This window comes from Fusobacteria bacterium ZRK30 (assembly GCA_024628785.1).
Lineage (GTDB): Bacteria > Fusobacteriota > Fusobacteriia > Fusobacteriales > Fusobacteriaceae > Psychrilyobacter.
Genome location: CP102404.1, coordinates 459,147 through 471,505 on the forward strand (window position 1 = coordinate 459,147; position 12,359 = coordinate 471,505).

A 12,359-nucleotide genomic window follows, 5' to 3' on the forward strand; every position below is an offset into this window, starting at 1 on the left:
AGTTTATAGATCCATTTTCATTGATTTTCATGGTATAGAGGAAAGTCATTTAATGACGAAAGACTAAATAATTTATTTTAACTTTTATAATTCATAGTTAACTTGTTATGTTTTATATATTAGGAACTTTGTAAATTTACAAAATTCCTGAGAGTTAATATTTGATTTATAATTTATAGATCAAATATTAATTATTGTAATTAGTGTATAAAAAATAAAAGAATGGAGAGTGATCAAATATGCATATACCTGATAATTATTTAAGCCCATCAACGTGTGCAGTATTGTTTGGAATAATGATTCCTGTATGGAGAAGAGCTACAAAAAAAGTAAAAGAGCAAATAAGTAGTAAAAAAATGCCTTTAGTTGGGATTTGTGCATCTTTTTCATTTTTAATAATGATGTTTAATGTACCTCTCCCTGGGGGAACTACGGGACACGCTGTAGGAGCTACCCTTGTAGCAATACTTTTAGGTCCTCATGCTGCCGTACTAGCAATTACTATAGCTCTAGCTATTCAAGCACTTTTTTTTGGTGATGGTGGTATATTAGCTCTTGGAGCAAATTGTTTTAATATGGCTTTCATTATGCCATTTACAGGTTACTATATCTATAAATTTATAATGAACAAAACCAATTTCAAGCAAAAAGAGCTAATTGCAACTTTCGCTGCAGGATATATATCCCTTAATATATCTGCTTTTTTTACGGCTTTTCAATTTGGAATACAGCCATATATGTTTAGGGATGCAGTCGGATTACCACTTTATAACCCATATGGACTTGATATTGCTCTCCCTGCAATCTTAATACCACATCTACTTTTAGCAGGAATAATTGAAGGTATTGTAACATCATCTGTATATTCTTATATTAAAAAGGTTTCACCTGAAATTATTTATAAAGGAAATGAATTTTCTATTAAGCTTCTATATATATTAATTGGGTCAATGGCTTTAATCACTCCTATTGGACTCATTGCTACGGGAACAGCATGGGGGGAATGGGGCGCTAAAGAACTTGGAGAGATTGTAGGTTTTATTCCCAAAGGTTTTAAAAGTGGATTTAATTTTGAATCTATGATGCCAGATTATGCAATAGCAGGGTTAGGTGAAATGTTTGGATATATACTCTCTGCCATTACAGGAATTACTCTGATATTTGTATTAACAAAATTATTATTTAAGAAAAATTTAAAATGAAGTTTGAAACTCAATATTTACGGTGTTAAAAAGTAATACCATAAATTTTTTAAGATGGAGAGATATAAATTATGATTGAAAATTGGTTATTAAAAAGCGAAGAATATGAACCTAACGATACCAAAGAAAGATTTATAGACAAAAGTATTTTTTCGTTTTTAAAAATAATTAATAATATAAAAAAAGAGGAGCAAGGAAATACTTATATTTATAAAATAAATGTTACAGTTAAAATGTTTTCCATAGTATTAAATATTTTATTGATTACTCTATCAAGAAATTTTTTATTTCTTGGGGTCTTAAATATTTTACTTTTGTCTTTACTGCTCAGTATAGACAAAAGTAAGCGACTTAGGATAATGCTAGTAAGTTTAATTTTTCCTTTTTTTACATCGATAATACTTATTCCGGCTATAATAAAAGGAAATATATTTCATAGTGGCTTGTTAATATATAAAGTTTTTATAAATATTTTGTTAATAAATATTATTTCTACCACTGCAACTAGACAAGCTTTTATAAAATCTTTAAAGTTTTTATTAGTTCCGGATATGTTTATATGGATAATGGAACTGACGTTGAAATATATTTTATTGTTAGGTGAATACTCTCTTGAAGTTTTACAAGCTTTGAAAATAAAATCTATTGGAAAAAGCAGGGGAACTAAAAAAAGTCTTTTCCCGATAATGGGGAATATGTTTTTAAATTCAGTTAAACTAAGCGAAGAAATGATCGGTGCCATGGAATGTCGAGGATTTACAGGTGAATATCATTATAAACAAAAGGTTGAACTAAAGTCACTAGACTATATATATATATTGGTAAATATGCTTATCGTATCACTTTTTATAATTATCAAAGTATATAAATTAAAATAATAGAGTATTTGGTTTAAATTTATATTACCTCTTTATAAGAACTATTAAAAAAAATCACTTAGGAGAATTTATGGATATAAAATTAAAAAATATAAACTTTAAATATAGAAACAGAAAAGTCCTACAGGATATCAATCTTGATATAAAAAAAGGAGAATCAGTCGCTTTAATCGGTCCAAACGGGAGCGGAAAATCTACTTTTTTAAAATTATTAAATGGACTGGTAATCCCAAACTCCGGAGAATATCTATTTGATAATGAAATAATAGACGAAACAAATCTAAAAAATAATAAATTTTCAAAAAAATTTCATAAAAAAATAGGATTTGTATTTCAAAATTCAGAAACACAACTGTTTTGTTCCAGTGTATACGAGGAAGTAGCCTTTGGTCCAGAGCAGATGGGGTTTAAAGAAAGTGAAATAAAAGAAAGAGTAGAAGATTGTTTAAACCTTATGGGGGTATATAAATTAAAAGATGAAGTCCCATATAATATTAGCGGGGGAGAAAAAAAGAGGGTTGCAATAGCCAGTATGTTAGCAATGAATCCTGATGTCATCACTCTCGACGAACCTTTGAATGCTATCGATCCAAAATGTAAAAAATTTTTAAAGAAAACTTTGATTGAACTTAATCAATCAGGGAAAACTATTATCTGTGCAACTCATGATTTTGAATATACAGAAGGATTATTTGATAGAGTCATTGTTTTTTCAGAAGATCATAAAATAATACGAGATGAAAAATACGATGATTTAATAATGGACAGAGACTTTTTAAGACTACATAATATTATTTAGGAGGAAAACAAAATGAAAATACTATATTATGACTGCTTTTCAGGAATAAGCGGTGATATGAATCTGGGAGCAATGGTAGATATAGGAGTCGATTTTGAATATCTAACAAAAATGTTAGATAAATTATCAGTTAAAAATGAATTTCATTTACATAGATCAAGAAAACAAAAAATGGGAATAGAGGGAACAAAGATTGATGTAATTTTAAAGGTTGAACATCATGAACATACTCACGATAATAATAGTCATGATAATCATGATCATTTACATAAAGCTGAGCATACTCATGAGAATAATCTTGCCGATAGTCATCATCACGATTATTCACATCATCATGAACATAGGAATTTAAAAAGTATAAAAAAGATCATAAATGATGCTCCATATAATGAAAATATAAAAAAATTAAGTATAAATATGTTTATGGAGGTAGCTATAGCAGAAGCAAAAGTTCACGGTAAAACAATTGAGGAGGTTCATTTTCATGAAGTTGGTGCCGTTGATTCAATAATTGATATTATAGGTGCAGCAATATGTCTTGATTATTTGAATGTTGATAAGATTATTGCATCTCCTGTTGAATTAGGTGGAGGGTTTGTAAAGTGTGCTCATGGAACTATACCTGTACCTGCACCTGCAACTGTAGAAATATTAAAAAATACACCTGTAATTATTGGAAAAGTTAATTTTGAGACAACTACTCCTACAGGAGCAGCAATATTAAAAGCAAATGTAAATGAATTTACAAGTAAATTAAATTTTAATATTCTAAAAACAGGGTATGGGTTAGGTACAAAAGATTTTGATATCCCGAATATCCTTAGAGTGTATATTGCAGAGCAAGTTGAGGGGGAAATCGTTAAATCAAATACTGTGAATAAAGAAAATAATGATTTTGATATAGAAGAGCAAATCATTATCGAAGCAAATATAGATGATATGAACCCTGAGCTATACGAGGCTATTGAAGAAAAATTATTTGATAACGGTGCTCTAGATGTATATAAAACGAATATATTAATGAAAAAAAATAGACCTGCTATAAAACTTACAGTATTAACTACAGGAGAACTCCTAAACAAAATAGAAAACCTTTTGTTTATGGAAACAACTACTCTCGGAATTAGAGAATACCCTGTAAGAAAGAAGATGCTTAAAAGAAGTTTTGAAAAGATTCAAACAAAATTTGGAGAAGTTGATGTTAAAAAAGGTCTTTTAAATGGTAAAGTTATTAAAATAAAACCTGAATATGAAACTTGTAAAAAATTAGCCAAAATTAATAATATTACTATTCTAGATATATATTCAGAGGTATCAAAGTTAATTTAAAAGGAGAGAACAATGAGTGAGAAATATATAAAATTAGTTGATTATTTAAAGGGATTAAAAAAAGTATTAATAGCGTTTTCAGGTGGTGTAGATAGTACTTTTTTGTTAAAAGCAGCTAAAGATGCTTTAGGAGATGACGCAGTGGCTGTCACGATAAATTCACCATATATCCTAAACTGGGAAATAGAAGAAGCGAAAGAATATACAGAAAAAATGGGAATCCAACATGAGTTTATTAATGTTGGAATTATAGATGAAATAAAAAATAATCCCAGTGATAGGTGTTATCTATGTAAAAAAGCTATATTTTCTAAGATCAGAGAAAAAGCTATAAATGAAGGTTTCGATTATGTAATAGATGGTACTAATCTTGATGATACAAAAGATTACAGGCCTGGAATTAAAGCTTTGAAGGAACTAAAAATTGTAAGTCCTCTACTGGAATGTAAAATCACAAAAGCTGAGATTAGAGAGATGTCAAAAGACCTCAATCTTCCAACTTGGAACAAGCCAGCATACGCATGCTTACTGACAAGAATTCCTTTTGACAGAAAACTAAAAATCGATGAGCTTAATAGGATTGAAAAAGCTGAAAAATATCTAATCTATAAAGGTATTGCAGCTGTAAGAGTCCGTTCTCACGGAGATCTGGCAAGAATAGAAGTAGACCCAACTATAAGAGAACGATTATTTAATATGGATTTTCTAGATGAGATATCAAGTGAGTTAAAAAAATATGGATTTAAGTATGTGACTATAGATGCAGCAGGTTATCGAATGGGAAGTTTAAATAGTTAGGGAGTGAGTTAAAATGACTGAAATGGAAATAAAAAATATATTAAGTGCAATAAGAGATAATGAATTGAGCGTTGATGATGCTTTTGATAATCTAAAAGAACTTCCATTCAAAGATCTAGGGTTTGCTATGATTGATAATCATAGAGAGATCAGAGTAGGTTATCCCGAGGTAATCTATGGTGGTGGTAAGACTACTGAACAGATAAGGGAGATCATTAAATTTATGCTCATTAAGAAAAATAATATCTTAGCAACAAGGGTAGGAGATGAAGTATATGAGGCTGTAAAGGATCTTCATCTTGGATTAAAGTATAATAAATTAGGAAGAACTATTACTCTTGAACTAAATTCTATGAAAAAAACAGAAAGTTATATTGCTATTATATCAGCAGGAACATCTGATATTCCTGTAGTTGAGGAAGCAAAAGAAACGGCTCTTATCCTCGGAAATAGAGTAAAAGTAATAAATGATGTAGGTGTAGCAGGAATACATAGACTTTTTTCAAAATTAGATGAAATTAAAAAAGCAAAAGTTATTATAGTCGCTGCAGGTATGGAAGGAGCTCTTGCCAGTGTTATAGGCGGACTTGTAGATAAACCTATCATTGCTGTTCCAACAAGTGTGGGATATGGAGCTTCACTAAATGGAATAGCGGCACTGCTATCAATGCTTAACAGCTGTGCCAGTGGAGTAAGTGTTGTAAATATAGATAACGGATTTGGTGCTGCCTATAATGCAAGTATCATCAATAAATTGTAGTGTTATATCAAAACATGTGGTGGTGTGCTTAATAATATTCACCGCCATAGTTTAGAATTGGTCAATAGAAAAATATTATTTTATTTAAATCATTAGGAGGATTTAATTATGTTTCAGAAAATAGAAATGCCTTATGCTAAGAAAACTGTCGATATTTCAATAGAAAAAAAATATCTTCAAGGAATATTAAGGCCACGGACAGATGAATTCGATCCAAAAATGAGTCAAGAAGAAATTGTTATAAAATCTTTAGAAAATCCTATTGGAACAAAAAAATTATCAGAATTGGCAATTGGAAAAAAAAAGGTTGTATTTATTACCAGTGATCACACAAGACCACTCCCTAGTAGAGTTACTGTCCCATTGATATTAAAAGAAATAAGAAAAGGTAATCCAGATGCAGAAATAACTATTCTTATTGCTACAGGATTTCACAGACCTACAACTAGAGAAGAATTGATTTATAAAATGGGAGGAGAAGTAGTTGATAATGAAAAAATTTGTAATCATATATCAACTAATGATAAAGATCAAATGTTTATGGGAATTCTTCCTTCTGGAGGAGATCTTTATTTGAATAAATTAGCTATGGAAGCTGATCTATTAATAGCTGAAGGATTTATCGAAGCTCACTTCTTTGCTGGATTCTCAGGAGGAAGAAAAAGTATATTGCCAGGGGTAGCTTCAGCTAAAACAATAATGTATAACCACTGTTCTGAATTTATAAGCAGTCCTAAATCTAGAACTGGAAATCTCAAAGATAACCCTATCCATAAAGACATGGTATTTGCTGCTAAACAATCTAGATGTGCGTTTATCTTAAATACTGTAATCAATAGTGAAAAAGATATAATTGGATGTTTTACAGGAGATATAAGTGAAGCACACCTTGTAGGGTGTAAGTTTGTAGAAGAATTAGCTGCTGTAAAGAAAAAGGTTGCAGACATTGGAATAACAACAAATGGAGGTTATCCTCTAGATCAAAATATATATCAAACTGTTAAAGGTTTAACTGCTGCAGAAGCAACTACTAGAGAAGGTGGAGTATTAATAACGCTTTCTTCTTGTGTGGATGGACATGGAGGAGAAGGATTTTATAATAGTGTAGCATCAGCAAAAAATCCTAATGAAATTTTGGGAAAAGTAGCTAACATAAAAAAAGAAGACACTCTTCCTGATCAATGGGAATTTCAAATTTTAGCAAGGTTGTTATCTAAGTATACGGTTATAATTGTAACAGATGAATGTGAACCTAAATTAATAAAAAATATGCATATGGAACATGCCTTTACTTTTGAAGAAGCTTTAGAAAAAGCTAAATTAATCGTTGGTAAAGAAGCAACAATTACGGTGGTTCCAGATGGAGTGTCAACAATTGTAAAATAAATTGTTCTCCGACCTAAGTTTAATCTGATTAATAATCAAAGAAAGGTCATTTAGGAGGTTGTTTCATGTTTAATAGGTTAGAAGAAATTAAAGAATTGAGGAAAACAAGGAAATTAGTTGCTGAAAAAAAATTAAATAGATTAGAAAACGATTATCAATTAGAAAATAAAAATAAAAAAATAGCCCAAAGAATAGAAAATACTAAAAGTAAAATAAATCAGTTGGAAAAAGATTTAGAAAATTTGACTAATCTTAAAAAAAAATTCGAATACAAATTATAATCAACTTTTAAGTTCATCTTATAATTTGTGTTAATGTAGTTGTAGGAGCTTGCACTGTTGTTGGACTTTTTGGTAAGGAAGGTATAGTAATCAGGAAGGTATTTATACCTAGTATTTTCTACTCATTAGGTATAGGTATTGTAGCTTTTGCTTTTAGTTAAATACATAATTAATTGAGTTTCATATTTGTTTTATACTAAAAAAATATGGGGAATTAAGGAGATGGGGATTATTGAAAAAATCTACTAGTAAATGCTCTGGTGTAATATGAGAAAATGTAATGAGTTTAAAAAAAGTAAACAGGCTGATCTTAGGAAGAGATATCTGGAGGTAAAAGAAAAAATATATCTAAGTCCTATTGCAGTTACTTTAGAAGAAATTAAACTTTACCATAAATATAAGAATGATTTCGAATTAAAAATCAAAAAAATTGAAAAAACTAATAGAAAATAGATGAGAATTTAAAAGCTCTCCTCTTTGTATAGTTTTAGGTTTAAGAAGGTTCATGAAAAATACTAAAAGTATTTTTCATGGATTTTTTTGATATTGATCAAAAATGTTATAAGATACTTAATATAGGTCTTAGTGAGATAAATCTGTAGGTTAATTTTTAACTAATAGGAGGGGGTGTAATTGAAGAAAATCATCTATATAATTATTATGATATTTATAAATCTTATTGTTTTGAGGGAAATAAAAAGTTCAGATAAAAAAATAGAAATCCAAAAGATAGAGTGGCATCAATCAATTGAGAATATAACTTTTGTAGAGGCACAGCATTGGAGTAAGAGGATTGGCAAGGGCAGAAATACATCTCTCTGGGGATCTTTTATAGTGGAGGATAAAAACATAACTTTATTTCTAGGGGGAGATTCAGGATGGTTTGCAGGATTTAAGGAGGTAGGGAGCAATTATGATATAGACTATGCTTTGGTTTCTGTAGGAGCTTATGAACCTAGGTGGTTTATGAAGGAAAATCATCTTAATGTGCCGGAATCCATCTCTGTTATGGAGGAGCTGGAGGTAGAATTTATGATACCGGGCCATTGGGGAACCTTTAAGCTTGGTGATGAACCACCGGGACTGCCTAAATACCAATATGAAAAATTAAATAATAAAAAAGTAAAGGTTATGGATATAGGGGAGATATTTTTCTTGGAAGAAAAATAAGAGCGATAAAGTGGTTATTAAGAAATTTAGGTGAAAATATTTAAGATTTTTTTGATATGAAATATGCTATAATTTTATTAAAAAAATATAGTAGGAGGATAAGATGGAATTGAAGATAAGAAATGGAAGGTTAGAAGATATTGAAGCTTGTTTTATCTTGGAAGGGAAAACATTTCCAGAGGAGGAAGCAGCCTGTAAAGAAAATATAGAAATAAGGTTAAGAAAATTTTCTGAAGGATTTATAGTGGGAGAATTAGATGGGGAGATAGTAGCTCATATAAATAGCGGCTCAACAAATCAGGAAGATATAACAGATGAAGAATTTAAGGGGCTAATCGGTCATGAACATGGTGGAAAAAATATAGTTGTTTTTTCAGTAGCTGTGGATCCTGTCCATCAAAAAAAAGGAATAGCCAAGATAATGATGAAAGAATTCGTCGAAATATCTAAGAAGATGGGAAAGGAGAAGGTTCTTCTACTCTGCAAGGAAAACCTTATGGGAATGTATGAGAGGATGGGGTATAAGAAGATAGGAATTTCAGCTTCTACTCATGGAGGAGCAGTATGGTATGAGATGGAGCAAGCTTTATAGAGGGTTAGAACAAAAAAAGAGATATCTGATTAGATGTCTCTTTTTGTTTTATTTAAATTATTTTGAGATTTTTTTTAGTTAACACATAATTTTATTTTTACCACTATTTTTAGCCTTATATAAAAGCATATCTGCTTTTTTTATAAATTTCTCTATATCCAGATCCTTTTGATATTCGGCGACACCGCCACTTACGGTTATTTTTACTATTTCTTTTGTATCTGTAGGAGATATAAAATCCATTTTTTCTACTAATTTTTTTAATCTATTGCCTACTTTAAATCCTTCCTTTCGATTCATATTGTGAAGAAGGATGATAAATTCTTCCCCTCCATATCTGGATATATGATCATTCTCACCAATATTTTTTATAAAAATTTTGCAGATTGACTTTAAAACTTTGTCTCCAAATATATGACCATAGGTATCATTTATTTTTTTAAAATTATCTATATCAAATATTATTATGGAGAAATTATAGTCATCGAATAGCTGCCATTTCTCCTTTGCTTTTGTCAGACAAAGTTCCAGTCCTTTCCTGTTATACACACCTGTAAGGCAGTCAGTTAGAGCATTATTTTTTAGGTTGATCTCTCTTTTTTCTATACTGACCTGAAGTGCTTCAATTTCTTTTCTTATTGTGTTTAACTCTGAATCTTCAGATATAAATTCTAAAAGTTTTTTTTCATCATTTTTATAGTTCCCGAGAGAAATCTCTCTTATCAAGGTATTTATAATTTTGATATGGTTATCTAATTTTTTAATAAATTTATTTACAATAATCCAGGTGATTGTAAAGCCTAATAGTGTAAATAATAGGCTGGAGATAATTATTTTATGAGCAGTTTCAGTCAATTCGTGTTCATAGACTCCTCCAATCATAAGAAGTTCTAATTCTGGAATATACTCTTTGATAAAAATTATGGCTCCCTTAGGAGTATCTATTTTTATCCGGGAAATATCTGTGGATAATGCTACATCTCTCAGAGAATAATTTCCCTTAGAAAACTTAAGAGGAAAGAGATTTTTCATATATTTTCTGATCAGTAAAAAAATTTCATTATTTTTTTCTGAGTCTATAACAATGGAGTCAAACTTGTCAATTATGAATATGGTTACTTTTTTCCCCAATGCAAACTCTTTTAATTTTTTTTCAAGGCCGCAAAAATTCAGATCTAATCCAATGACGCCCTTAAAAATTCCATTCTTGCTGTAAACTTTTTTGGTTATGGTTGTTCCCCTCTGTCCATCCATAAATTCATAGGTTATAGTGGATAAATTATTGTTTTTAGATTTTAAACTATTTATATACCAGGGCCGTGATCTCGGATCAAAATTCATTGGAAGATTTGGATTGGATATGTACATCTTTCCTTTATCTGATCCCCAGAAAATATTCTTAACTTCCACATTATCAGATGCAATGTTATCCAGCATAAGGTTTAAATTTTTGTCGTGGTCATTTGATTCATCATGGTCATTGACTATAATTTCAGCGAGATCCAACAAAGCTTTGGACTTATTAAAAATTAAATTAAATTCAGACTTCTGAGAGTGAAACATGAGTTCTATTTTTTCCATCTCACTTTCATCTATTTTATTTTTAATTAAAAAATATCCATAGATTCCTAAAAATAAGACTGGAATCAATGCACTAACTATTGATATTCTAATAACTTTTTTTTTGATATTCATATTTTTGTCCTTTTAAACAATGAGTTTTATAAACTTGTCTACCACTACAGGAGAAAATTGCGTACCTCTATTTTTTAGAAGTTCGTCTATAGCTTCCTCTTTGGTCAGTTTTTTTTTATATACTCTTTGCGATGTCATAGCATGCCACGAATCTGCTACAGATATAATCTGAGATAACAGGGGAATTTCATTTTCCTTGAGGCCTTTGGGATATCCCTTTCCATCCCAACGTTCATGGTGGTATAAAATATATTCAGAGATCTCTTTTAGAGTACTACTCTGTGAAACTATCTCATAACCTATCTGGGAATGGTTTTTGATAATCTTATATTCAGAATCACTTAATTTATCTTTTTTATTTAAAATTTCACTGGGTATGATTATTTTTCCTATATCATGCATAACTGCAGCCCAGTATAGATCGTCCAATTGTTTTTCATTTAAATTTAATGAGTTTCCTATTTGAACACTATATGACGCGACTGATTCAGAATGACCTTTTGTATAGTGGTCATGAAATTCCAAAGCAGTAATAAATGACTGGACAATATCATTTTGAAGCATAACTTTATAGTCGCTGGATTTTTTTATTTTATAAAATCCATTAGACAGGTGATGTATCTCCGTAATTTTATTTATAGTTTCATGAGAAAAATGTTTGGAGGAATTGATGTTTATATCCAGATTAAATCCGCCTATAATTTTCTCATTTTTAAATATTCCAATATAAAGAGATTCTTTTACCTGAGTTAAGGATGAATTTTTATTTGTGATTTTATTTAAAATTTCACTCTCATTGTTTATATTTGAGACTATACCATCCTTTGAAAATTTATAAAGGTTTATATCTTCAGGCATTGTTTTCAGATCTTCTATGGAAAATCCTATGGTATCAATAAATTTTACTTTATTGTCTTCAATAATATAAGCACTTCCCAGATCACTTTCCTTAGCTACCTTAAATGCCATTCGAAATATTTCTGAAATAAATAATTCATCCTTATATTCGATGGGACTGAGCATCTTTAAGAAAATATTCATATAATCATCGATAATATTATTAACTTTATTCAATTCTAAGTTTTTTTCCATATATAAATTTTGATTATTTTGTGATTCAAGAATGGTTTTTTGAAGCTGCTCATTTAAATTCTCAATTTTTGAATAACTTTGTTTAATCATTTTAAATAATAAAAAAGCTGTCAAAAGAACAAAAAAAGTTCCTTTGAAATTACCTAAAATGTGTAATAACGACAAATCCTGAGTCAGGATAAAAAGTAATTTATCGGAAAAAAATATCCATAAAAAACTAAATAACGTATAGTATATAACAATTTTTAATGATTCTTTAGACTTCATACCCCCTCCTCCTTAAATGTATAATATAATACTATACCAATTATATTATACATTGTCCTTTTAATAAAGATAATTTATCATTAAAAAAAATTAAAAAATTAAAAATGACT

At 29.5% G+C, this 12,359-nt stretch carries 14 protein-coding genes; 12 read left to right on the plus strand and 2 right to left on the minus strand.

Features of this window, described 5'->3' with window-relative positions:
- Nucleotides 1–239 precede the first annotated feature (239 nt).
- From cbiM to NRK67_02295, 12 genes are all read left to right on the plus strand, one after another.
- Complete coding sequence (gene cbiM, locus NRK67_02240) at nucleotides 240–1,202, plus strand: cobalt transporter CbiM (protein UUV17677.1); 963 nt, start codon at nucleotides 240–242, stop codon at nucleotides 1,200–1,202.
- 71 nt (nucleotides 1,203–1,273) lie between these two features.
- Nucleotides 1,274–2,080, plus strand: a complete 807-nt coding sequence (locus NRK67_02245; GenBank protein UUV17678.1) for an energy-coupling factor transporter transmembrane protein EcfT — start codon at nucleotides 1,274–1,276, stop codon at nucleotides 2,078–2,080.
- A gap of 70 nt (nucleotides 2,081–2,150) precedes the next feature.
- Nucleotides 2,151–2,879, plus strand: coding sequence for an energy-coupling factor ABC transporter ATP-binding protein (locus tag NRK67_02250; GenBank protein UUV17679.1), 729 nt, complete (start codon nucleotides 2,151–2,153; stop codon nucleotides 2,877–2,879).
- A 12-nt stretch (nucleotides 2,880–2,891) separates the two neighbouring features.
- Nucleotides 2,892–4,208: a nickel pincer cofactor biosynthesis protein LarC gene (gene larC, locus NRK67_02255; protein UUV17680.1), complete on the plus strand. Its 1,317-nt coding sequence runs from the start codon at nucleotides 2,892–2,894 to the stop codon at nucleotides 4,206–4,208.
- Nucleotides 4,209–4,220: 12 nt separating this feature from the next.
- Nucleotides 4,221–5,006, plus strand: coding sequence for an ATP-dependent sacrificial sulfur transferase LarE (larE, locus tag NRK67_02260; GenBank protein UUV17681.1), 786 nt, complete (start codon nucleotides 4,221–4,223; stop codon nucleotides 5,004–5,006).
- A gap of 13 nt (nucleotides 5,007–5,019) precedes the next feature.
- A complete protein-coding gene (larB, locus tag NRK67_02265; GenBank protein ID UUV17682.1) occupies nucleotides 5,020–5,766 on the plus strand; it encodes a nickel pincer cofactor biosynthesis protein LarB in 747 nt (248 codons plus the stop codon).
- A 108-nt stretch (nucleotides 5,767–5,874) separates the two neighbouring features.
- Nucleotides 5,875–7,152: a nickel-dependent lactate racemase gene (gene larA / locus NRK67_02270; protein UUV17683.1), complete on the plus strand. Its 1,278-nt coding sequence runs from the start codon at nucleotides 5,875–5,877 to the stop codon at nucleotides 7,150–7,152.
- Nucleotides 7,153–7,217: 65 nt separating this feature from the next.
- Nucleotides 7,218–7,433, plus strand: a complete 216-nt coding sequence (locus NRK67_02275) for a hypothetical protein (protein ID UUV17684.1) — start codon at nucleotides 7,218–7,220, stop codon at nucleotides 7,431–7,433.
- Between the two features lie 23 nt (nucleotides 7,434–7,456).
- On the plus strand, nucleotides 7,457–7,594 hold the full coding sequence (locus tag NRK67_02280) for an L-lactate permease (protein UUV17755.1): 138 nt from the start codon (nucleotides 7,457–7,459) through the stop codon (nucleotides 7,592–7,594).
- 106 nt (nucleotides 7,595–7,700) lie between these two features.
- Nucleotides 7,701–7,886: a hypothetical protein gene (locus NRK67_02285; protein UUV17685.1), complete on the plus strand. Its 186-nt coding sequence runs from the start codon at nucleotides 7,701–7,703 to the stop codon at nucleotides 7,884–7,886.
- A 180-nt stretch (nucleotides 7,887–8,066) separates the two neighbouring features.
- Nucleotides 8,067–8,603: an MBL fold metallo-hydrolase gene (locus tag NRK67_02290; GenBank protein UUV17686.1), complete on the plus strand. Its 537-nt coding sequence runs from the start codon at nucleotides 8,067–8,069 to the stop codon at nucleotides 8,601–8,603.
- A 103-nt stretch (nucleotides 8,604–8,706) separates the two neighbouring features.
- Nucleotides 8,707–9,195, plus strand: a complete 489-nt coding sequence (locus tag NRK67_02295) for a GNAT family N-acetyltransferase (GenBank protein UUV17687.1) — start codon at nucleotides 8,707–8,709, stop codon at nucleotides 9,193–9,195.
- A gap of 78 nt (nucleotides 9,196–9,273) precedes the next feature.
- Here the strand turns inward: NRK67_02295 and NRK67_02300 are convergent, their stop codons facing one another.
- Together NRK67_02300 and NRK67_02305 are read right to left on the minus strand one after the other, a co-directional pair.
- Entirely contained in the window at nucleotides 9,274–10,890 is a 1,617-nt protein-coding gene (locus NRK67_02300; protein UUV17688.1) for a diguanylate cyclase, read from the minus strand.
- A 12-nt stretch (nucleotides 10,891–10,902) separates the two neighbouring features.
- A complete protein-coding gene (locus NRK67_02305) occupies nucleotides 10,903–12,249 on the minus strand; it encodes an HD-GYP domain-containing protein (protein ID UUV17689.1) in 1,347 nt (448 codons plus the stop codon).
- Nucleotides 12,250–12,359: the final 110 nt, after the last annotated feature.